Source organism: Sungkyunkwania multivorans (assembly GCF_042675645.1).
Classification (GTDB): domain Bacteria; phylum Bacteroidota; class Bacteroidia; order Flavobacteriales; family Flavobacteriaceae; genus Sungkyunkwania; species Sungkyunkwania multivorans.
Genome location: NZ_JBHTJH010000003.1, coordinates 213,401 through 236,127, shown reverse-complemented (window position 1 = coordinate 236,127; position 22,727 = coordinate 213,401). Strand labels below are relative to the sequence as shown.

The window sequence follows — 22,727 nt, the reverse complement described above, 5'->3', positions numbered from 1 at the left end:
AATCTAAAAAATAAATTTAATTCCGAAACCAAAAATTGCAATAATAATCTTTCTAGGATCGTATTTATTTCTAAATTTGCAGCCTGTTTACAACAACACACTATTAGCTAACTACTAAACAACAAATTAGGAATGCCTTACGCAATGCCAGAACCCAAGATTTTTGCGTGCTCTCAAAGTATGAAGCTTGCAGAGGAGATCGCGGAGGCCTATGGGGCAGAATTAGGAAAAGTTTCGTTCTCTAGATATAGTGATGGTGAGTTTCAGCCTTCTTTTGAAGAGTCTGTTCGTGGAAGTCGAGTGTTTATCATTGGCTCTACGCATCCTAGCTCTGAAAATTTAATGGAGATGTTATTGATGTTAGATGCTGCAAAAAGAGCGTCTGCAAGACATATTACAGCAGTGATGCCCTACTTTGGTTGGGCAAGACAGGATCGCAAGGACAAGCCGCGGGTCCCGATTGGAGCCAAGTTGGTTGCAAAGCTTTTAGAGGCTGCCGGTGCCACGAGAATTATCACCATGGACCTGCACGCCGATCAGATCCAAGGATTCTTTGAGAAGCCAGTGGATCACCTTTTTGCATCGACGATCTTTCTTCCTTATTTGCAAGAATTAGGACTGCAAGACCTTACGGTCGCTTCTCCTGACATGGGTGGTTCCAAAAGAGCTTATGCCTATTCCAAATTTTTGGAAAGCGACGTGGTAATTTGTTATAAACAGCGGCAAAAAGCAAATGTGATATCGCACATGGAACTTATAGGTGATGTTACTGGCAAGCATGTTGTGTTGGTGGATGACATGGTGGATACCGCGGGGACATTGACCAAAGCCGCAGACCTGATGATGGAACGAGGAGCAAAGAGCGTAAGAGCTATTTGTACGCATGCGATCTTGTCGGGCAATGCGTATGAAAGAATAGAAGATTCAAAGTTGGAGGAATTGATCGTAACAGATTCGATTCCACCAAAGAGACATAGCGATAAGATACGGGTGCTAAGTTGTGCTAAACTTTTCGCAGATGTGATGCATAGAGTGCATCACAACACTTCGATAAGCTCGAAGTTTTTAATGTAGTAAATTTTTAATTTTTATATAATGAAGTCAATTACGATCAACGGATCTAAAAGAGAAAGCGTGGGCAAGGTAGCTACCAAAGCCTTACGTAATGCTGGAAAGGTTCCTTGCGTATTATACGGAGGAGACAATCCGCTGCACTTTGCAGCAGACGAGAAGGCATTTAAAAATCTAGTCTACACTCCAAATGCGCACACAGTGGTGATCGAGTTGGAAGATGGGGCTAAAGAAAATGCGATCTTGCAGGACATTCAGTTTCATCCTGTAAGCGATAAGATCTTACACGTCGACTTTTATCGATTGTTCGATGATAAGGAGGTGACCATGGACATTCCTGTACACGTCGTAGGGAAAGCTCCTGGAGTAATGGCCGGAGGAGTTCTTAGAAAAGCAAAACGTAAATTAAAGGTAAAGGCATTACCTGCGAATCTTCCTGATTTTATCGAGGCAGATGTCTCTGGGTTAGAGATCGGCAACAAACTATATGTTACGCAAGTGGCTGATGAAAATTTTAAAATTCTCCATCCAGACAATACGGTCATTTGTCAAGTAAGAGTATCTCGTGCGGCTATGAAGGCGGCTCAGGAAGTTGGCAAGGAAGCCGGGAAAGCTGCAGCTGTTGAGTCGACAGAAGAAGCAGAAGAGGCTAACTAAAATAGCAAGATTTTCAAATATTAAGCATCCCACTGTTTGTGGGATGCTTTTTTTATTTTTACAAAAAAACAACCAATGTTTTCTTTCCTTAAAAGACTATTTAGTGACAGAAAGATTGTTGAAACCGAAGAGATCGACACTATGAAGAAATTTTTAATTGTGGGACTTGGTAACATTGGTGCCGAGTATGAGGAAACCCGTCATAATATAGGATTTAAGGTGCTTGATTTTTTTGCAAAAAAAGAGGATATAAAATTTGAAACTGCACGATTAGGCGCTATCGCAAGATTTAAATTCAAAGGAAGGACATTCATCTTCTTAAAACCAAGTACCTATATGAACCTTAGTGGAAAGGCCGTAAAGTATTGGATGACGCAAGAAAAGATACATGTGAATCATCTTTTGGTGATCACCGATGACTTGAACTTGCCTTTCGGAACCATCCGAGTAAAGAAGAAAGGCAGTGATGGAGGGCATAACGGTTTGAAAGATATTCAACATGTACTGGGGACCACCATTTATCCGCGATTCCGATTTGGAATCAGTGCAGATTATGGCAAAGGAAGACAAGTGGACTACGTTCTTGGAAAATGGAATGAGGATGAAGTGGCAAAACTGCCAGAGCGTCTCGAGCTGTCCAGAGAACTCATTAAGTCCTTTGGTACTGCTGGAATTGATAATACCATGAATGCCTTCAATGGAAAATAAAAAGGGCCGCAATTTGCGGCCCTTTTATCAAATGATAGTTCTAATAATTCCTAAAATCCGATTCGCACGAAGATCTCATGTGTGCTATCTCTCTGAATGGCATCATTGGTATTAGCTTCATAGGCGTAACCAAAACCAGCCCAGTCTGCCAAGTTAATGACGGCAAAACCTCCTAGTGCGTCGTCGGTTCTGTAATTGACGCCCAAGTCAAATTTTTCTATGAAATTGAAGGCCGCAGTTACCGTAACCGTTGGATCCAATCCTTGTAAGAAAGAACCAAGTACCGAAGGCTTGAACAACACTTTATCGCTAATATCGAAATTGTATCCACCGCTTAAATAAAATTGAGCTTTGTCAGTAGCTGTGGTCGCAACTCCATTTTCGTTAGATACACGTTCTGTATTCAAAATTCTAGGTGCCGACAAGGAAACAAAATATTTGTCATTTTTCAAATAGGCACCAACACCTACATTTGGATTGAATTCATTCAAAGCGCTTAGTCCTTGATCTTGGGTTTGTAGGCTTTGTGTATCAACATCTAAGAACAGACCACCAGCTTTAATACCAAAATAGAGATCTGTCGCCTCGGCAACCTGTAACTTATAGGAAAAATCTATAAATACCGAAGTTGCATTTTCTATAAAGACTTGGTCTCTAACACCAGAAAGTCCGATTCCTACTTTCTCCCCAACTGGAAGAGAAAGAATGAAAACTTGGGTTTCAGGTGCGTTTTGCACACCAGCCCATTGACTCCTTGATAAGAAGGTCAGTTTTCCGCCATCGGCCCCAGCATATGCTGGGTTGATGGCGTTCATATTATAATTGTATAAAGAATAAACAGATTCTTGCTGCGCAAAAGCGGTCCCCACTACTAACAAGAATACAATTTTTAAATAATTTTTCATTTGTGATCTTTTTTAGGTTATTAGTTAGTAGGTTAAATAAATCCATCCATCAAACGTGTATCGGCCATCACCAAAGATGTCAACGATGTAGTAGTAAGACCCAGATGGTAGTTTATCTCCACCACCAGCTTGTCCGTTCCAATCATTTTGATAGTTCCTTTCACTAAGAACCTCCTGTCCCCATCGGTTAAACACCTTAACAGAGTTTCCTGGGAACAAGTCTAGTCTTCCAACTACCCATGTATCATTCACGCCATCTCCATTAGGGGTCAATGCGTCTGGAATTTCAACGAAAGTAATTTCATCATCACAGATATCTCCGAGACCGTCGGCATCCAAGTCTTGTTGAGTTGGATTAGGGGTATCTGGACAGTTATCTTCGGCGTCAAAAACACCATCGTTATCGCGGTCATCACAAGCATCTCCAAATCCATCAGCGTCAAAGTCGGCCTGATCAGGATTTGGTGTAGAAGGACAGTTGTCTTCAGAATTGATAACACCATCCTCGTCAATATCCGCATCTGCACCACAAATTTCTAATGAAACACTATTGATGGTTCCGTCATCACCAGCAAAAGAATCAATTACTATCAAGTCCCAATTACCAGCAGAGGATTTACCATTGAAAGCTGATAAGGACTCGCCTGGAATCACCACACCTATGATGGCTGGGTCACTACCACAGCTAAGCGGTGCGCCCTCATCATCAAATGTAGCAAGAACGTTCGCGTTACTGCCGCAAACTTGATCTGCTAATATCACAGTGGTACCATCTGGTCCTTTCAAAGCAATGGTAAGGTCGGAGACCCAAGTGTGTGAAATATCGATAGTAACATTTATATCCGTAATTAGCACATCTTCGGCAACTTCCACTCTTAATTCAGCTGGTAGAACGTTATCCACTGATACAGGTACTGCGCCTGATGCCGCAGAAGTGGTACAATCCTCCTGGCATACATCACCTACTCCATCCCCGTCAGAATCAACCTGAGCCGGGTTAAAGTTAAACGGACAGTTGTCTTCACTATTGGGAATACCATCATTATCGTTGTCATTATCACAAGCGTCGCCTATACCATCTAGATCATTATCTGCTTGATCAACGTTTGCGTTGTTCGGGCAGTTGTCAAAGTCATCTGTGATACTATCGTTATCAGCATCTGGTAGTGGTTCGCCACATACCTCAATACTCCAACTATCTATAGTTCCAGTATCGAAAAGCGCAGAGTCGGAAGCGGAAAGTATCCAATCTCCATTGGAAATCTCACCATTGAAAGCAGCTAAGCTTCCTTCAGGCTGGAATGATCCTGTAAATGGAGCGCTACCAGCTGTGATAGGGGTGGTGGCATCGTCATCAAAAACGGTGTTGGTGTAGTTATCACCACTTCCACCATTTCCTGAGGTCAGTTCTACGGTAGTACCAGAAGGACTGGTGATTGTAATGGTAAGGTCTGCATCCCAGGTATGGGTAACGTTTATGGTAACATTTACATCGGTGATTTCTATAGGTTGACCTACAAATGCCGTGGAGGTAACTCCATCTGGATCACTATCAGGAATCGCTAGAGGCGTATCTGCCGCGTCATAGCTTGCGCAAATGATGACAGCCGTTTCGAAGTTTGAGGAAGCAAATGCACCGTCGCCACAATCATTCTTCGGACGAACTCTCCACCAATATGCAGTTCCTGTCGCAAGTGCAGTGCTCGAATACGAAGTGGTGCTTAAGGTTGCGGAATCCACAATCGAAGAAAAGCCAGCATCTGACGCAATTTCTATATCATATTCGGTTGCGTTAGAATCGGCACTCCATTCAAACATGGCCATATCTGCAAAAACATCTGTGGCGCCTGCGGCAGGTGCTGTCAATGTCAGTGTAGAGAAATTAGTATCGAACACATTGAGCGTTACATCTGTAGCCTTGGTAAGAGACCCTGAGGTTCCTTCTAAGGTAAAAGGATAGCTTCCGGGCGCTACGCTGCCTATTCCTGATATGGTTGCCGTAACTGCGGTTCCATCGGTATCGGCAGTAGCCGGACTGAAGCTAGCCGAAGCTCCTGCTGGTAAACCAACAGCTGAAAAAGTGGTAGTACCAGAAAACCCTAAAAAGGTGCGATATGTAAGGTTATACACGGCATCGGCCGGGCTACATACATCCACAGTAGGATTGCTTACGTCTAATACAAACTCTGATTCTTGAATGGTAATATCTGCAGAGTTAACAGCAAAGAATATATTGTCGCTCGCTTTTACCATTATTCTCGCAGTAGAGGTGTCTCCCCCTGTTGCAGGAATAGAAACATTGGCAGTTCCGTTATTTGGAAGACCAGTCGCAATGGTAAAAGGAAAGCTTAGGCCACTATCTCTAGAAAGCATGATATCTACATTCGCCGCATTGACAGCTCCTCCATCGGTACCAGCAACATCCCAAGTAATGGTCTGGGTGGTACCCACATTCCAAGTTTCTGTGGCTGTCTGTGAGGTCACAGCAAAAGGTCCTGCCGTATCATCGACGGTCACCGTCATCGTGTCAAAACTACTCTGTGGCATTTGCCCTACACCTCCAGCTTCAGATCGATCTCTTACGATCAACGCAAAGTTTAGAGCACGAGAAACAGTTGAAACAGTTTCCCAAGAAGTATTATCTACCGTCTCAACAGGGTTGGTCTCTGTGAGCTGTCCCGCTGCTACGCGTTGAAGAATTGGCATGTATCTATTTGGGTCTGTACTTGGAGGTCTCGATCTCCAAACAGCCCCTGATGTTTTTGTTGGTCCAAAGGTGCCATTGGTCGTGACCCCATTGTCTATCTGCTCCCAAGTGTAGGTAAGAGTGTCGCCACTATCAGCATCCGTTGCAGAACCTTCTAGAACAAAAGCTGTACCTGCTGGAATTACTACATCTGTACCGGCATCGGCGACTGGTGGATTGTTTGTAATTGCGGTTGCGGTCCAACAAGTTCTGGTGCCTAGATTATTTAGGATCTGATCGATACTTGCATAGTGAAAATATGGGTCACTATGATCTTGCACATCATTTCCACCTGTAATACCTGCATAGCCCATGATCGTTGTTCCACTTCCAGGCTCCATATTCACACCGGTCCCTTCAGAGTTGAAAGACCACGTGTGATTGGCTCCCATTTGGTGACCTATTTCATGGGGAACATAATCGATATCAAAGAAATCTGGCATGTACGGCCCTCCATCGTTGTCTAGAAAAGAGTGACTGGAGAATCCACTTCCTTTTTGCCCATCGACGCAAACGCAACCTATACATCCAGCATTTCCATTATTTCCTCCAAAATTGAAGAGATGCCCAATGTCATAGTTGGCTTCTCCAACTTCAGCCGTGAGGGTACTCTGCAATTGGCTATTAAATGATCCTGTGTACGGATCTGTACTAGCGTCTGGATAGATAATTTCGGTTCCGGTGACCAGCGTAAAAGTTACCGCCATGTCCACTTCGAATACCTCGTTGTTTCTATTCAGTGTTGAAACTGCGGCTGCCAAGGCATCTTCTTGGTTGGTTCCGTTGGTATCGTCATCGTCACCCCAGAAATTAGTGTATTCTCCGGTGGTCGATAAGGCGAGTCTAAATGTTCTTAGGATCTGATCATTGGCGTCTCTTCCCGCGTTGCTATTATTGGATAATTCTAATGGCGTGTCTGGAGACTCGCAATTAAAGACTTTATCCTCAACCATACCTTTCGCGCTTCTGTTGTATGCGATGTATTGGTTGCTTCCTTTGGTAATAGGTTGCATAAACGTCATGATCGCATCAGGGCGATTAAGCATAGTGCTGACGCCCAGCGGGGTGACACTAAAACGAATTCTAGCGCCATTTTGGTTGGTTCCCAAATAGGTCTTAATGTTTGGATAACGAGCGGCCATTTCCAAAGAAAGTGTCTGCACCTCTACCACATTGAAAAGTTCTAACTGCCCTTTTTCGTTTGGAAAGCTGATCTTGGTCGTAGACCTTCCGTTGATCTGCCCTCTAAGGGGCGCATTGGCAAGTTGTTGTTTAAAGGCGTCAATATCTAATTGATACACTTCATACTCCTTACTGTCAAGATTTCTTAATGAAACGCCTTGCGTTCCATCTTCGAAAACTCCTCTCGTCCAATAACTATTCTGTCCAAATGCCGAAAACGCCATTAAGAACAACGTTATTGAAAAAACATAACGTAAGTTTGTTTTCATAACTGAATTAAATTAATTTGTTTGTGATGATTTTGACTCAAAATTAAACTTTTTTTAAGATTATCACACTTTATTGAGTTTTTTTGTGAAAAAAATACAGCAAAAATCAACCATCGTTCAAAGTTCGCCAACAATAGTCACTATTGGTACATTTGATGGAGTACACTTGGGCCATCAGGAAATTATTAAGAAGCTGGTCGTTCAAGCGGAAGAGTACGACTTAACCCCTACATTATTGACGTTTTTCCCACATCCTAGGATGGTCTTACAACAAGACGCAAATATCAAGCTGATCAATACGCTAGAGGAGAAAAGACAGCTCTTGGAAAAAATTGGACTTAAAAATTTGGTCGTTTATCCTTTTACGAGAGAATTCAGTCGGATGACTGCCCTGGATTTTGTAAGGGATGTGTTGGTAAATAAGGTAAAAGTTAAAAAACTGATCGTTGGATATGATCATCGTTTTGGACGTAATAGAACTGCGAATATCGAGGACCTCAAGGATTTTGGGCAAATTTATGATTTTGAGGTTGAACAAATATCCGCCAAAGAGGTCGATGAAGTATCGGTAAGCTCAACAAAAATTAGAAATGCGCTAATGGAAGGCGATATTAAGAAGGCTAATTCCTATTTGGGATATGCATTTATGCTCAACGGAAAAGTGATAAAAGGCAATGCGCTAGGAAGAGAGATCGATTATCCCACGGCCAATATTCATATCGCAGAAGAATATAAGCTGATACCCATGGATGGCGTATATGTCATAAAAAGTACTATTGGGGACAACCAATTGTTTGGAATGATGAATATTGGCAACAAGCCTACCGTAGGAGGCAGGTCTCGTTCTGTGGAAGTACATTTCTTCGACTTCGATGGGTCTTTGTATGAACAACACCTAACCATTGAGATGCTACATCGGTTGAGGGAAGAACGTAAATTTGACTCTGTCGATGACTTGAAGATCCAACTCTCAAAGGACAAGCAGAAGGCACTAAATTACATTGAAAAAAATGACGTTGGATAAGCTTTTATTCAAACAGATCGATAACAGTCCGCTTATTGTATTTCGAATTGTTTTCGGGCTCCTTATTTTCTTGGAATCTGTTGGCGCTATTTTTACTGGTTGGGTAAAGAGGACACTGATCGACCCAGAGTTCACTTTTAGTTTTATAGGATTTGAATGGTTGCAGCCATTACCCGGATATGGAATGTATTTCTACTATTTGGTCATGGGAGTCTTCGGGCTCTTTGTGATGGTGGGTTATAGGTATCGCCTCAGCATAGCAGTATTCACCATCATGTGGACCGCCACCTATCTCATGCAAAAGGCATCCTACAACAACCATTACTACTTGCTCATTTTGTTATGTGCCATTATGTGTATATTACCAGCACATCGTTCCCTCTCTCTAGATGTAAAGCGCAATCCCAACCTAAAGTCCATTGCTATGCCCCAATGGGTGAAGGTTATCATCATTTTGCAATTATTTATCGTGTATACCTATGCTTCAGTGGCAAAGCTTTATCCGGATTGGTTGGATCATACGGTTGCCGAAAATTTGATGGCAACTAGGAGAGGCTATCCTATCATAGGAGAACTTCTTCAAGAACATTTCATACATGTGATCATCACCTATTTTGGTATTTTTTTCGATCTGCTTATCATTCCAGCCTTGCTATGGAAACCAACGCGCAAAGTAGCATTCATAGTCTCTATCTTCTTTCATTTATTCAATTCCATTGTCTTTCAAATAGGGATCTTTCCGTATCTGTCGCTGGCATTTACCGTTTTCTTTTTTGAGACGAAGACCATACACGAATTGTTTCTATCCAAAAGAAAAACGTATTACGTAGGGGAGGAGATAGAAACTCCAAAGGTGTACAAGCCGTTTATTGCTCTTGGGGCATTGTATTTTCTGATTCAGATCGGATTGCCATTACGGCATTGGGCGATCAAAGATGATGTGCTATGGACAGAAGAAGGTCACCGTATGAGTTGGCGTATGATGCTGCGCTCCAAATATGGACGCATTCGTTTCAAGGTGGTCAATAAGAACACCAAAACAGTCTCGATCATCGATCCTGGGGAATATCTCTCCAAGAAGCAACGACGAATGGTCGCCACCAAACCCGATGTCATCTGGCAGTTTGCGCAATATCTGGAAAGACAATACGCCGACTTGGGGCAGCAAGTGAAGGTCTATGCCTATGAAAGTGCGCTTAGCGTCAACGGAAGAAAACTTAGCCCCTTTATCGATCCCGAAATTGATCTGGCATCCGAGGAGTGGAATCACTTTTCACATCATCATTGGATATTACCCAGCCCTAAAGAATAACAGCTTTTATTTAGAGATTTCTTACCAAACTCTGTAAATTTGTGCCTTCAGCAACTGTGGCGATGACTTTTTGAAATCGCACAAATCATAGATAATGTTACAAGTATCTTATATCAGAGAACACAAAGACAATATTCTAAAGGCATTCAAAAAACGCAATTTGGATGCAACCAAAATGATCGAAGACGTATTGCGTTTAGATGACAAAAGACGTTCTTCACAGCTTGACCTGGATAATACGCTGGCAGCCTCCAACAAATTGTCAAAAGAAATAGGCGCCCACTTCAAATCTGGGGAAGTACAAAAAGCGAGCTTGCTTAAGGAAAAAACAGTTCAATTGAAAGAAGATGCAAAGACATTGACAGAGCAATTGAGAGATGTTAGCGACCATCTCAACGATTTGTTGTATCAGCTTCCAAACGTCCCTAACGAACTGGTTCCTGCTGGCAATTCTGATGAGGATAACGAGGAGGTCTTTAAAGAAGGAGAGATACCCAAGCTAGGAGATGATGCCTTGCCTCATTGGGAATTGGCAAAGAAATATGATATCATCGACTTCGAACTCGGCAATAAGATCACCGGAGCAGGATTCCCTGTGTATAAAGGAAAAGGAGCCAGACTTCAACGGGCTTTGATAAACTATTTTTTGGACAAGAACACTTCCAAAGGCTATAAGGAATACCAAGTTCCACATATGGTCAATGAGGCCTCAGGTTTTGGGACAGGTCAGTTGCCAGATAAAGAAGGGCAGATGTACCATGTTACGGGTGACGACTTATACTTGATTCCAACCGCCGAAGTACCTGTCACCAATTTTTTTAGAGATGATCTTCTCAGCGTCGATGATCTGCCGATATGCTGTACGGCATATACGCCTTGCTTTAGAAGAGAAGCAGGTAGTTATGGCTCACACGTGAGAGGACTGAATCGTCTGCATCAATTTGATAAGGTAGAGATCGTAAGAATCGAACACCCAGAGCGTTCCTACGCTGCACTGGACGGTATGGTAGAACATATAAAGGATATTTTAAGGGAACTAAAGTTGCCATATAGAATTTTAAGGTTGTGTGGCGGTGACTTGGGCTTCACCTCGGCACTGACCTATGATTTTGAGGTGTTCTCTACGGCACAAGACCGATGGTTAGAGATCAGCTCAGTATCTAACTTTGAGACCTTTCAGGCCAATCGACTCAAATTGAGATTCAAAGATAAGGACGGGAAAAAGCAACTGGCGCATACCTTGAATGGAAGTGCTTTGGCATTGCCAAGAGTATTGGCAGGAATATTGGAAAACTATCAAACAAAAGATGGTATTAAGATTCCAGAAGCGCTAATTCCTTATACAGGCTTTGATATCATCGATTGAATCTAAAAAGATACCCCATTGAAAGCTCCGATACATGATTGGGGCTTTTTTGTTGTAGATGTTTTGCAAATAGGTCGTCTGCTCCTCCTGTTTTAATAAAGAGGTCATTAGAATTGCCCTTCATGTCAATTTAATGAATACTGCCCCGTTTTTATGGCTTCTTTCACATAAAATAAACCTGCAACTCGTATATTTGATTCAAAGGAGATCGATCATGAAGGCCTCAGTACTATTTATTTTTCTTTTCAGCTGTATTTTTGGTTCGGCTAGCGGACAAAGCGATATATTGGCAAAGCAATACTTCAATAAGGGAGAATTTGAAAAAGCTGCGGCGTCCTACGAAAAATTATATGAGACCAATCCTAGACGAATAGATTATTTGGAAAGCCTCATATCTTCATGGCAGCAACTGGAAGAATACGAGAAAGCGAACAGGCTGCTTCAAAGCAAGACCCGACAAGCCGTGTACCCACCTCAAATTTTGGTGCAAATAGGGTATAACTATCAGCTACAAGATAGCATGGCCAAGGCCAATGAATTTTTCAACAAGGCAATGGATAAAATAAGGGAGAACCCTAATTTCACAAGTGCCGTTGGAAATACTTTTCAGAAGTATTCCTTGCTGGATAAGGCTTTGCTAGCATATAATGAAGGCATGCGATTGATGCCAAGACTCAATTATGATGTCCAAGTAGCACGGATCTATGGTGAGCAAGGCGATGTTGAAAAAATGTTCGAAAGCTATCTCAACCTGATCTTGAGGAACCAGGCATATCGCCCTACAGTCCTTAGAAACATCAACAGTTTTGTGAGCGACGACCCCGACAATGAGAATAATGTTTTCTTTAGAAAGGCACTTCTAAAACGATTGCAAAATAATCCAGACCTTATTTGGAACGAGTTGCTAAGCTGGTTATTTGTCCAGCAGCGTCAATATGATAAGGCTTTCCGGCAAGAGATGGCCATTTATAATCGAAGTGATGAAGCTACGCTTGAAAGGATCATAGACCTAGGAAGAGAGGCTTTGGAGTATGACAAGGCGGTCGCGGAAGAGATTTTTCAATATTTAATTGAAAATACCCTTGATGCTGAAACGAAGATATGGGCGTACGAGCATCTACTCGAGTTACAAATAGCCGAGGCGAATACCAAGGATCATCAAGATATCGAAAAGCAATTTGCCATGCTGTTCGAAAATTTTGGCAAAGGAGAGCAGACGGTCGGGTTGCAGATTCAGTATGCCAAATTTTTGACCTTTGGTCAAGGGGAGACACAAAACGGCATTACCTTGCTTCAAGAAGCGATCGACACGCCCATGGCTAGATATCAAAAGGCCAAATTAAAGATGGCCCTAGCGGATATTTTGGTCTATGATGAAAAATTCAATCAAGCATTGATCTATTATTCCCAAATCCAAAAATCCTTGAAAAATGATGTGATTGGCCAACAAGCACGTTTTAAGGTGGCTCAGACCAGTTATTTCAAAGGTGATTTTGAATGGGCAGAGACCCAGTGCAAAGTACTGAAGTCATCCACATCGCAATTGATTGCCAATGACGCTTTAGAACTAAAGCTGCTGATCTCTGATAATGCCTTTCAAGATTCTACCCTTACTGCCCTGAAGATCTATGCGAAAGCAGACCTTTTGGCCTACCAGAAACGGAACAAAGAGGCGATAGCATTGCTCGATGAGATATTGCAGAATCATAAGGGTGAAAAAATCGAGGACGAAGCATTGCTTAAACAAGGGAAACTTCTGGAGAAGTCGGGGGATTTCGACAAGGCGCGATTGAATTATCAAAAGATCGTTGAATTTTATCCTACCGATATTCTAGCAGACGACGCTCATTTTGCCTTGGCCGAACTATTTGTGAATCATCTGGGGGAGCCAGAAAAGGCCATGCCTCACTATGAAAAGATCATCTTTGATCATCCAGATAGCATTTTTTTCGTGGAGGCTAGAAAGAAATACCGAAGACTTCGCGGGGATGCGGTGAATTGATAAAGCCGTCGTACCTTTGCGCCATTATTAAACTACCCATGATCATATACAATGTAACCATCAATATAGAGGATACTGTTCACAACGAATGGCTGTCTTGGATGCAGGAAACACACATCCCCGATATGATAGCTACCGGAAAATTCAGCCATGCCCGAATGGTAAAGGTACTCGATGATGAAGCGTTGGGCGGGACTACCTATTCCGTGCAATACACTACCGACAGTAAAGCTACCTTGCAAAGGTATTATGAAGAGGACGCGCCAAGGCTCAGAGAGGATGCATTGAAACGTTTTGCTGATAAATTTGTCGCCTTTAGGACCGAGCTGGAACTTATAAGTGAGCATTGATGGAGAAGCAGTATCGACCTACCATACTTTATATCTTTAAGATCGTAGGTATCCTTTTGCTCACAGCAGTTGGATTCTTGTTTTTCGACATCGGGCTTTCATTAGTGGGAGTCATAATTCCCGGACTGGCTTTGATCGTCATACGAGTCATTATGTTGGTATGTTGCTTAGCGGCGATCATACTTACGCTTTTAAGAGGGATTCCTTCGGTTGTTTTGAAAGAACATGCGATCATTATTCAGGGTGTTCCAAGAAAATTCTCTGAGATCGAAAGCTTCGGGCGAGCTCGAGGAGGTAGCGAGCCCTTTTTTATGTTGAAGGATGGTAGAAGGATCGATGTGGAGCTTTCATGGTTTACAAAAAAAGATCGGTTAGAAATTGAAAAATTCATCGAAGAAAAGGTGACGAAGCTGAGCCAATAAAAATCTATGAACGACAAAGTACGCGCAAAAAAACACCTCGGACAACATTTCCTCACCGATGAGAATATCGCAAAGAAGATCGCAGATACCCTCAAACTAAGTGGTTATAAACATGTATTGGAGATAGGTCCGGGAATGGGCGTACTTACTAAATATCTCTTAGAAAAACCGGTTGAGACCCATGTGATCGAGATCGATCCCGAATCGGTCGAATATCTCAACGCTCATTTTTTGGCACTATCTGGCCGAATTCATAGCAAAGACTTCCTCAAATATGATGTTCGGCAGCTCTTTGGCGACCAGCCTTTTGCCATCACTGGAAACTTTCCCTACAATATTTCGTCACAGATCGTTTTTAAGACCATAGAAATGCGCGACCAAGTTCCGGAATTTACCGGAATGTTTCAAAAAGAAGTGGCCGAGCGCATCTGTGAAGGTCCGGGAAACAAGACCTACGGAATTCTTTCCGTACTTACACAGGCTTTTTATAAGGCCGAATACTTGTTCACCGTTTCAGAAAAGGTCTTTGATCCACCACCAAAGGTAAAATCTGGGGTCTTGCGTTTGACCAGAAAGGAAGATCACCAGTTGCGCTGCAATGAGAAAATGTTCTTTAGGGTCGTCAAGACAGCCTTCCAACAACGTAGAAAAACCTTGCGCAACAGTTTAAAAACTTTTAACCTCTCCGATAGTTTAAAAGAAGATGCTATCTTTGGGCAGCGCCCAGAGCAATTGAGTGTAGAAGCCTTTGTTTCCCTGACCCAAAAGATAGAGAATGACACCGTTTAAGCTCACCGACGAACTCGTAGAAGAGATCAATCAGCTGATCGCTGACCAAAGCGATAGCAAACTCCTCAAACTGATGGAGGAACTGCACTATGCGGATGTCACAGAGATCGTTCATGAGTTGGGTCAAGATGAAGGAACCTATTTGATCAAATTGTTAGATAGCAATAAGACTTCTGATGTCATCGCCGAATTGGATGAGGACGTGAGAGAAAAGATCTTAGAAAATTTATCTGACAAGGAGATTGCCGATGAACTCCAAGAATTAGACACCGACGACGCCGCTGATATCATCGGGGAACTTCCCGAGGAACGACAAGAAGAGGTCATTGCCCAAATCGAAGATGAGGAACATGCGGCCGAGATCGTTGAACTACTTCGTTATGACGAAGATACCGCAGGTGGCTTGATGGCGAAAGAATTGGTACAGGTGAATGAGAACTGGAATGTGCTTAAATGTGTAAAGGAGATGCGCGCACAGGCCGAAGAAGTGACCCGTGTACATTCTATTTATGTGGTGGACGATCAAAATAGGTTGAAAGGACGTTTATCGCTCAAAGATCTGCTCACGACTTCAACTAGAGCAGATATCAAAGATGTTTATATCCCAAAGGTCGATTACGTGAAGGTACACGACAAAGCCGAAGAGGTTGCCAAGGTCATGTCTAAGTATGATTTGGAGGCGATTCCGGTGGTCGACGAATTGGGGAGACTCGTGGGACGTATCACCATCGATGATATCGTAGATGTCATAAAAGAAGAGGCAGAGAAAGACTATCAGCTCGCAGCAGGTATCACACAAGAGGTCGATGCTGAAGATAGTATCTTGGATCTCACGCGTGCCCGACTTCCTTGGTTGTTCTTAGGACTTATGGGAGGCGTTGGCGCTGCTGCGATCATGGGAGGTTTTGAAGAGATCCTTGAAAACTATGCGATCTTATTTTTCTTTACACCACTCATCGCTGCCATGGCTGGGAATGTTGGGGTGCAATCCTCTGCCATCATTGTACAAGGGCTCGCAAATGATGATGTAAAGGGAAGCATTGCAGACCGACTGGTAAAAGAAATGCTCCTTGCCATGCTTAACGGAGCAATATTGGGCATTGTTCTATTTTTCTTCACATGGATCTGGCAAGATGACCATCTTTCCGCTTTGGCGATTTCTATCTCACTTTTTGTAGTGATCATCGTTGCCGGTATCATTGGCACGTTCATTCCACTATTTCTGGATAAGAGAGGAATCGATCCGGCCATTGCAACTGGGCCTTTCATCACTACCAGCAACGATATCTTCGGAATTCTGATCTACTTCTGGATCGCCAAGCTTATTTTGAATATTTAATGTGATTCCCTTCAAGTATCGGGCATAGACCTTCCAAGTGCGACCAATTTAACAAACCACAAACAACATCATTTCGAAATATTAGGTATCTTAAGGCATCCATCAAATTATTGCTGCGATGTCATATAACAGAAGAAAATTCATTAGAAATGCGGGCTTGATCATTGGGGCAAGCACGCTCCCCATCAGTTGGTCATTTGCTACTTCAAAACAGAAAAAACTAGGTGTTTGCCTGGTAGGGCTTGGGTATTATAGTACAGACCTGCTGGCACCTGCATTGCAGCTAACAGAACATTGTCAACTGACCGGAATCGTAACGGGCAGTCCGTGGAAGATCCCAGTATGGCAGCGACGATATGGTATCAAGGATAGCAATGTGTATAATTATGACAATATGCATCGTATTGCCGACAATCCTGAGATCGATGTCATATACATTGTGCTTCCCACGGGATTACATGCAAAGTATGCTATTAAGGCAGCCAATGCAGGAAAGCATGTATGGTGCGAAAAACCGATGGCGAGGACCGAAATGGAATGCCAATCCATTATTGATGCCTGCAACAAAAATAAAGTAAAGCTTTCTATCGGGTATAGGATGCAGCACGAGCCTAATACCCAAAAGATCATTTCGTGGGCGAACTCCAAACCCTTCGGTAAGATCAAGACGCTAATTGCGGAGGCTGGGTATTATGATTCTAGATCTGACCACTGGAAACAAAACAAGGAGATGGGAGGTGGGGCGATGTACGATATGGGCGTCTATCCATTGAATGCAGCAAGATATACCACCGGTGAAGAACCTATTGCAGTCTTAAAGGCATCTCATACGACCAAAAGACCTAATATCTACACCGAGGTTGATGAAACGACCCACTTTACCTTGGAATTCCCTTCTGGTGCGGTCGCTTATGGCAAGACCAGCTTTGGGCAAGGGATGAATACGCTGCAAGTAACCTGCGAAAAAGGGTCCTATGGGTTGCGCCCTTTTCAGTCATATAGCGGTATTCAAGGGAAAGCCAGCGACGGTACCTTGCTGAATCAACGAGTAGATAATCAACAGGCCAAACAAATGGATGATGACGCACTGGCGATTTTAAATGATACAGCTGTTATGGTCCCCGGAGAAGAAGGAATGCGCGATATTAGAATCGTGGAAGCTATCTACGAGGCTGCTGAAAGTAAAAAAATGGTGAAACTCTAAATTATAGAAGTTGTCAATGAAACCGATAAACATTAAAGAAAAACATAGCCTCTTTAGTAAACAATGGCATCCACACCAAATTGCGACAGTAGACACTATGCAGGTCCTCTTGGCAAAAGTTCAAGGCGAATTTGTCTGGCATTCACATGATGATGAAGACGAATTGTTCATGGTCACCAAAGGGACTTTGTATATGCAGTTCAGGGACCGTACCGAGATCGTCAACGAAGGTGAGTTTATAGTGGTACCAAAAGGGGTAGAGCACAATCCAAGGACACAAGATGACGAGGAGGTCCATTTGCTCTTGTTTGAGAAACTTTCTACCAAACATACGGGCGAAGTGCAACATGAAAAGACCCAGGCCGAGTATCCAAAAATTTGAAATTGTATTTTTGTCTATCAAGCTTAACACATGAAAATATTACACGTAGACACCAATCATCCGACCCTTATCGAACAACTCGATAAATTGGGTTTTGAAAATCACGAGGATTATACATCTTCTAAAGAACAGATCGAAGATAAGATCGCCAACTACGATGGCCTTGTCATTAGAAGCAGATTTCCAATTGATGCAGCTTTTTTTTCAAAAGCACACAACTTAAAGTTCATTGGGAGGGTTGGTGCTGGTCTAGAGAATATCGATCAGCAAGCCGCCAGAGCTAACGATGTGGAGCTCTTCAACGCACCTGAAGGCAATAGAAATGCAGTTGGAGAACATACGTTGGGAATGCTGCTAGCGCTGCTAAACAAGTTGAATAAGGCGCATAAGGAAGTTCGGAAAGGAATCTGGGATCGTGAGGGGAACCGAGGAATAGAACTCGACGGGAAAACAGTTGGTATCGTTGGCTACGGGAATATGGGAAAGGCCTTTGCCAAAAAATTACGCGGGTTCGATGTCGAGGTCATCTGTTATGATATTCAAGGTGGTGTAGGCGATGAAAATGCACGTCAAGTAGGAATCCTCGAGTTTAAGAAAAATGTGGATGTGGTAAGTTTACATATACCCCAAACACCGCTGACGGTTGGCATGGTAAACACCAAATATATAGAAGAATTCTCCAACCCTTTTTGGTTGATCAATACAGCTAGAGGCAAAAGCGTGGTGACCAAAGACCTGGTCAAGGCATTGAAGAATGGGCGCATCTTGGGCGCCGGACTAGACGTTTTAGAATACGAGAAAGCCTCTTTTGAGAATATGTTCAGTGACGGCAAACTCGATACCTTTCTAATGAAGGCAAAATTGAAGAAGGACAAGTTCCCAAAGGCATTCAAATATTTGCGAAAGGCCGACAACGTGCTGCTTTCACCTCATGTCGCCGGCTGGACTGTTGAGAGCAAAGAAAAATTAGCACAAACCATAGTAGATAAGATCAAAGCGAATTTTGTGGAAACACCAGCGTGAAAAAGACCATATTTATATTTGCTGCTTTGATCGTTGCGTTGCTAAGTTTGTTTCAACTAAGCAAATATTCGGTCATTGCTGGTGATCAACGAATAGAGTGGGTCATCGCGATCGTTGCGATCACTTTTTTCATCATTGGAATATATCTGAACAAAAAGAGTCTTCGCCAAAAGGAACTGCCCAAAGGGCAGATCGATAAACGAAAGATCGAACTTCTAGGCATCAGCCCTAGAGAATATGAGGTGCTACTCTTGCTTTCTGAGGGGCTTTCAAATAAAGAGATTGGGGAACGATTGTTCGTTTCCGAAAGCACCGTCAAGACGCATGTGTCCAATCTTCTATTAAAACTCGATGCCAAGAGGAGAACACAAGCGCTTCAAAAGGCGAAAGAATTTCAGATCATACCATTTTAATACCAAATTCGGCATCTTTGCTTCCTTCGAAGGGTTGCCCGATTCGCCCCGCCCCGTCCAAAATAAGGACCAAAATAATGGATTGGCACTAAAGTACTAAGATTTTGGTACTTTAGTATGAGCCTTGTTTTGAGTTGTGAGCCTAGATTTGTTCGAAACTTCTAACCTAAAAAAAGATCAAGATGAAGAAAACTGTTGTTCGTTACGGATTATTTGGCGCCTTGGCCATTTGTGCACTTTTCCTGTTATCGCTGAGCATCGGTGATGGCCTTAGCTATAGCACACAAGAGATTATCGGATATGCCTCCATGGTGGTCTCATTGATGTTTGTATTTTTTGGGATCAAGCATTTTCGGGATCGAGAGAATGGAGGGAAGGTCAACTTTGGAAAGGCCTTATTGATCGGCGTGCTAATATCACTGATCACCGCATTCGCTTTCGGGCTGTTAGACTTTGTGTATGTGAAGTATCTCAACCCCGATTTTATGACAACTTACTATGACCATTCGGTAGAGCAACTTAAAGCGTCGTTACCAGCTGAGGAGTTTGAGGTGAAACTGGCCGAATTAGAAGCCGAAAAGGAACTATTTATGAATCCTTTAATGAGCTTCGCCATCATGTCTATGACAGTGTTTGTTATCGGATTTATCATCTCTTTGATCTCATCGTTAATTCTACAACGCAAGTAATACACTCATGACTTCAGATGCTAAAACACCCGAGGAATATATCGCTAACTTACCCGATGACCGTAAAGAGCCCGTTAGTAAACTTAGAAAGATCATCAATGATAAGTTGCCAAAAGGTTTTCAAGAGGGGATGGGCTATGGAATGATCGGTTATACGGTGCCGCATAGCACCTATCCCGATGGATATCATTGCGACCCCAAAGTACCGCTGCCTTTTATGAATCTCGCTTCGCAAAAGAATTTTATTGCGCTGTATCATAGCGGGATCTATGCAAAAAAGGAATTACACGACTGGTTCGTGGCAGAATATCCAAAACATGTAAGGACCAAATTGGACATGGGCAAAAGTTGCATCCGATTTAAGAATGTCAATAATATCCCATATGATCTGATCGCTGAGTTATGCACAAAAATGACCCCAGAAGAATGGATCGAGATCTATGAGAACGCTATAAAAAAATAATTGATTCCTGCCCCTGTCTGCCGTCAGGCAGCTGCGCAGAAAATCTAAGATTCGACGAAGTCAATGACAAAGCTATATGACCTATGAAAAAAAGAGTAACAGGTTTGGGTGGATTCTTCTTTAAATCGGAAGACCCAAAACAATTGAAAGAATGGTATAAAGAACGATTGGGATTGCCAGTGGATCAATACGGATGTACCTTTTGGTGGAAAGATAAGGAAGGGAACGACTGTTCAACGCAATGGAGCCCTTTCGATAAGGCGACCACCTATTTTCAGCCGAGTGAAAAGCAATTCATGATGAACTTTCGGGTGGAGAATTTAGTTGAATTGTTAAATGTACTCAAGGCCGAAGGAGTAACCGTTGTTGGGGAGATTGAAGAATATGATTACGGCAAGTTTGGATGGATATTGGATCCTGAAGGGAATAAGCTAGAATTATGGGAGCCGGTAGATAAAGCATTTCTTTGAGAATAAATTATTTAGTATTTTAGGCGCCGAATCAACCTTTCAAAAAAATAACACTAACATGTCCGAAGAAAAAAAAGATTTCGAAGAAACTGCAAAAGAGACTATCGAAGAAACAAAAGAAACCGTTAAGGAAATTTCTAACGATGGGAAGACCGTTGCAATTATTGCTCATCTTACCATTATAGGGTGGGTCATTGCAATCATTATGAACAGTAGCAATAAGTCCGAAATAGGCTCTTTCTATATCAGACAGGTCCTTGGAATTATGTTGCTTGGCTTTGTCTGTGGCCTAATACCAGTGCTCAACTTGGTATTATGGATACTGCCTTTCGTCATGTGGATCATCAGTTTGGTGGGAGCATTTGGCGGGAAACAAAAACCAGTATTTTTATTGGGGACGCAGTTCCAACAATGGTTCAAAGGTCTATAAAAAAGATGAAAAGCCTGAAAATTTTATTTCAGGCTTTTATTTTACATGATATTATCGTAATATTGCAATATATAAATAATAAAGACATGGGAATTACCAAGACACAGATCTTTGATGAGCGACAGAACGAACTGGCAACGGTCTTCAAAGTATTAGGCCATCCAGCGCGTGTAGCCATATTGCAATACATCAGTTCGCAAGAAGGATGTATTTGCAATGATATCGTGGAAGAGGTGGGGCTCGCACAGGCAACGATCTCTCAACATCTGTCAGAATTGAAAAAGATCGGGATCATCAAAGGAGAATTCGAAGGTAAAAGCGTTTGCTATTGCGTAGATGCCGATCGGCTTAACGATTGCCGTAGAATGCTCAACGATTTCTTTGTAAAAACACAGATCAATTGCTGTAAATGACCATGCCAAAAATACCTTCAGAATTGGTCAGGCTACCTTCGGTATAGACACAGATGGTCATGAGGTCTTTTTAGTCAATAACAAATATCAATGATAGTATGAAAACTTCAGAATTTCTTCAAACATTGCAAGCGAATCAAGAAAAATCCTTGCTATTTCAATATATGCCCAACCAATTGGTCGGTGCCAACTACCATATCACCGAGGTGAAGAACATCATGGTGGAGTCGGTGGATTGTGGGGCGAGATCTGACTCATGGAACGAAACGGTGATACAATTATGGGAAAGCCCATCAGAAATTGGCAAAACCGAATATATGACCGCCTATAAGGCATTGGCAATTCTAAAAAAAGTTGACAGAATGCGCGCGATGGATCAAGAGGCCGAGGTAAAGTTTGAGTATGGTAATGCGTTATTTCATACGGCACAACTATTCGTTAACGATTTCGAAATAAAGGGTTCCAACTTGATCGTTAACTTAGCGGTCACAAAAACGGATTGTAAGGCCAAGGAAGATTGTGGGATTCCGGAAACAGTGAGCTCTGAAAGCGCTTCTGCTGCTTGCTTACCAGGATCAGGTTGCTGCTAAAATGAAGGTCAGGACAATGCGGGCGTCGGATTGGGTTGCAGTGGCAAGAATTTATGAAGAAGGAATTGCCACTGGCATGGCCACTTTTGAATCGTCCGTACCGAGTTGGGAAGATTGGGATATGGCACATATGCGTTCGTGCCGTTTTGTTGTAGAAAACGATGATACTGTACTGGCTTGGGCCGCGTTAACACCGGTTTCGAGTAGATGTGTCTATGCTGGCGTTGCAGAAGTAAGCGTCTATGCCGCTGCCAACGCTCGAGGAAAAGGATTGGGGAAATTGTTGCTGAAGGCATTGATCTCGGCCAGTGAGAAAGAGGGTATATGGACCTTGCAAGCAGGAATATTTCCAAATAATGTTGCGAGTTTGAAACTTCATCGAGACATGGGTTTCAGACTGATAGGAAAACGTGAACGCATAGGGAAATTACATGGTATCTGGCACGATAACTGTATTCTGGAGCGAAGGAGTGACATCATTGGAATCGATTAACGATAATAAATCATT

The 22,727-nt window shown here is 42.6% G+C and carries 24 protein-coding genes; 22 read left to right on the top strand and 2 right to left on the bottom strand.

What is annotated here, in order from left to right; genetic code table 11:
- The first annotated feature begins 132 nt into the window (after positions 1-132).
- From ACFQ1M_RS02920 to pth, 3 genes are all read left to right on the top strand, one after another.
- Positions 133-1,074 (top strand): ribose-phosphate pyrophosphokinase, encoded by a 942-nt coding sequence (locus ACFQ1M_RS02920; RefSeq protein WP_386403621.1) that lies wholly within the window; start codon positions 133-135, stop codon positions 1,072-1,074.
- A 21-nt stretch (positions 1,075-1,095) separates the two neighbouring features.
- Positions 1,096-1,728: a 50S ribosomal protein L25/general stress protein Ctc gene (locus tag ACFQ1M_RS02915; protein ID WP_386403618.1), complete on the top strand. Its 633-nt coding sequence runs from the start codon at positions 1,096-1,098 to the stop codon at positions 1,726-1,728.
- A 75-nt stretch (positions 1,729-1,803) separates the two neighbouring features.
- Positions 1,804-2,436 carry an aminoacyl-tRNA hydrolase gene (pth, locus tag ACFQ1M_RS02910; RefSeq protein WP_386403615.1) on the top strand — a complete coding sequence of 211 codons (633 nt, stop codon included), beginning with the start codon at positions 1,804-1,806 and terminating at the stop codon, positions 2,434-2,436.
- A gap of 50 nt (positions 2,437-2,486) precedes the next feature.
- Here the strand turns inward: pth and ACFQ1M_RS02905 are convergent, their stop codons facing one another.
- Together ACFQ1M_RS02905 and ACFQ1M_RS02900 are read right to left on the bottom strand one after the other, a co-directional pair.
- On the bottom strand, positions 2,487-3,341 hold the full coding sequence (locus ACFQ1M_RS02905; protein WP_386403612.1) for a PorP/SprF family type IX secretion system membrane protein: 855 nt from the start codon (positions 3,339-3,341) through the stop codon (positions 2,487-2,489).
- Positions 3,342-3,365: 24 nt separating this feature from the next.
- Complete coding sequence (locus tag ACFQ1M_RS02900) at positions 3,366-7,538, bottom strand: reprolysin-like metallopeptidase (RefSeq protein WP_386403609.1); 4,173 nt, start codon at positions 7,536-7,538, stop codon at positions 3,366-3,368.
- 85 nt (positions 7,539-7,623) lie between these two features.
- On the opposite strand from ACFQ1M_RS02900, the gene ACFQ1M_RS02895 reads away from it, so the two are divergent.
- The 19 genes from ACFQ1M_RS02895 to ACFQ1M_RS02805 all read left to right on the top strand — a co-directional run bounded on the left by ACFQ1M_RS02895 (position 7,624) and on the right by ACFQ1M_RS02805 (position 22,712).
- Entirely contained in the window at positions 7,624-8,562 is a 939-nt protein-coding gene (locus tag ACFQ1M_RS02895; protein WP_386403606.1) for a bifunctional riboflavin kinase/FAD synthetase, read from the top strand.
- Positions 8,549-9,874 carry an HTTM domain-containing protein gene (locus ACFQ1M_RS02890; protein WP_386403603.1) on the top strand — a complete coding sequence of 442 codons (1,326 nt, stop codon included), beginning with the start codon at positions 8,549-8,551 and terminating at the stop codon, positions 9,872-9,874. The genes ACFQ1M_RS02895 and ACFQ1M_RS02890 overlap by 14 nt, the downstream gene beginning before the upstream one ends.
- 94 nt (positions 9,875-9,968) lie before the next feature.
- The gene (gene serS, locus ACFQ1M_RS02885) at positions 9,969-11,240 is read left to right on the top strand and encodes a serine--tRNA ligase (protein WP_386403600.1); all 1,272 of its coding nucleotides are present in this window, start codon (positions 9,969-9,971) and stop codon (positions 11,238-11,240) included.
- 214 nt (positions 11,241-11,454) lie between these two features.
- On the top strand, positions 11,455-13,242 hold the full coding sequence (locus ACFQ1M_RS02880) for a tetratricopeptide repeat protein (RefSeq protein ID WP_386403597.1): 1,788 nt from the start codon (positions 11,455-11,457) through the stop codon (positions 13,240-13,242).
- A gap of 38 nt (positions 13,243-13,280) precedes the next feature.
- Complete coding sequence (locus ACFQ1M_RS02875) at positions 13,281-13,592, top strand: DUF4286 family protein (protein WP_386403594.1); 312 nt, start codon at positions 13,281-13,283, stop codon at positions 13,590-13,592.
- Positions 13,592-14,014 carry a hypothetical protein gene (locus ACFQ1M_RS02870; protein WP_386403591.1) on the top strand — a complete coding sequence of 141 codons (423 nt, stop codon included), beginning with the start codon at positions 13,592-13,594 and terminating at the stop codon, positions 14,012-14,014. The genes ACFQ1M_RS02875 and ACFQ1M_RS02870 overlap by 1 nt, the downstream gene beginning before the upstream one ends.
- 6 nt (positions 14,015-14,020) lie before the next feature.
- On the top strand, positions 14,021-14,803 hold the full coding sequence (gene rsmA / locus ACFQ1M_RS02865; protein ID WP_386403588.1) for a 16S rRNA (adenine(1518)-N(6)/adenine(1519)-N(6))-dimethyltransferase RsmA: 783 nt from the start codon (positions 14,021-14,023) through the stop codon (positions 14,801-14,803).
- Positions 14,790-16,142 carry a magnesium transporter gene (mgtE, locus tag ACFQ1M_RS02860; protein WP_386403585.1) on the top strand — a complete coding sequence of 451 codons (1,353 nt, stop codon included), beginning with the start codon at positions 14,790-14,792 and terminating at the stop codon, positions 16,140-16,142. Before rsmA ends, mgtE begins: the two co-directional genes overlap by 14 nt.
- 118 nt (positions 16,143-16,260) lie before the next feature.
- Positions 16,261-17,346, top strand: coding sequence for a Gfo/Idh/MocA family protein (locus ACFQ1M_RS02855; protein ID WP_386403582.1), 1,086 nt, complete (start codon positions 16,261-16,263; stop codon positions 17,344-17,346).
- Positions 17,347-17,362: 16 nt separating this feature from the next.
- On the top strand, positions 17,363-17,728 hold the full coding sequence (locus tag ACFQ1M_RS02850; protein WP_386403580.1) for a cupin domain-containing protein: 366 nt from the start codon (positions 17,363-17,365) through the stop codon (positions 17,726-17,728).
- Between the two features lie 30 nt (positions 17,729-17,758).
- Complete coding sequence (locus tag ACFQ1M_RS02845) at positions 17,759-18,751, top strand: 2-hydroxyacid dehydrogenase (RefSeq protein WP_386403577.1); 993 nt, start codon at positions 17,759-17,761, stop codon at positions 18,749-18,751.
- Positions 18,748-19,164 carry a response regulator transcription factor gene (locus ACFQ1M_RS02840; protein WP_386403574.1) on the top strand — a complete coding sequence of 139 codons (417 nt, stop codon included), beginning with the start codon at positions 18,748-18,750 and terminating at the stop codon, positions 19,162-19,164. The genes ACFQ1M_RS02845 and ACFQ1M_RS02840 overlap by 4 nt, the downstream gene beginning before the upstream one ends.
- 182 nt (positions 19,165-19,346) lie before the next feature.
- Complete coding sequence (locus tag ACFQ1M_RS02835; RefSeq protein ID WP_386403571.1) at positions 19,347-19,853, top strand: DUF4199 domain-containing protein; 507 nt, start codon at positions 19,347-19,349, stop codon at positions 19,851-19,853.
- A 7-nt stretch (positions 19,854-19,860) separates the two neighbouring features.
- Entirely contained in the window at positions 19,861-20,316 is a 456-nt protein-coding gene (locus tag ACFQ1M_RS02830) for a DUF1801 domain-containing protein (protein ID WP_386403568.1), read from the top strand.
- An 83-nt stretch (positions 20,317-20,399) separates the two neighbouring features.
- Positions 20,400-20,786 carry a VOC family protein gene (locus ACFQ1M_RS02825; protein ID WP_386403565.1) on the top strand — a complete coding sequence of 129 codons (387 nt, stop codon included), beginning with the start codon at positions 20,400-20,402 and terminating at the stop codon, positions 20,784-20,786.
- A 58-nt stretch (positions 20,787-20,844) separates the two neighbouring features.
- Positions 20,845-21,216 carry a YtxH domain-containing protein gene (locus ACFQ1M_RS02820; protein ID WP_386403562.1) on the top strand — a complete coding sequence of 124 codons (372 nt, stop codon included), beginning with the start codon at positions 20,845-20,847 and terminating at the stop codon, positions 21,214-21,216.
- Positions 21,217-21,302: 86 nt separating this feature from the next.
- Positions 21,303-21,629, top strand: a complete 327-nt coding sequence (locus tag ACFQ1M_RS02815; protein ID WP_386403560.1) for an ArsR/SmtB family transcription factor — start codon at positions 21,303-21,305, stop codon at positions 21,627-21,629.
- A gap of 98 nt (positions 21,630-21,727) precedes the next feature.
- A complete protein-coding gene (locus ACFQ1M_RS02810; protein WP_386403557.1) occupies positions 21,728-22,219 on the top strand; it encodes a DUF6428 family protein in 492 nt (163 codons plus the stop codon).
- A gap of 1 nt (position 22,220) precedes the next feature.
- A complete protein-coding gene (locus ACFQ1M_RS02805; protein ID WP_386403554.1) occupies positions 22,221-22,712 on the top strand; it encodes a GNAT family N-acetyltransferase in 492 nt (163 codons plus the stop codon).
- Positions 22,713-22,727: the final 15 nt, after the last annotated feature.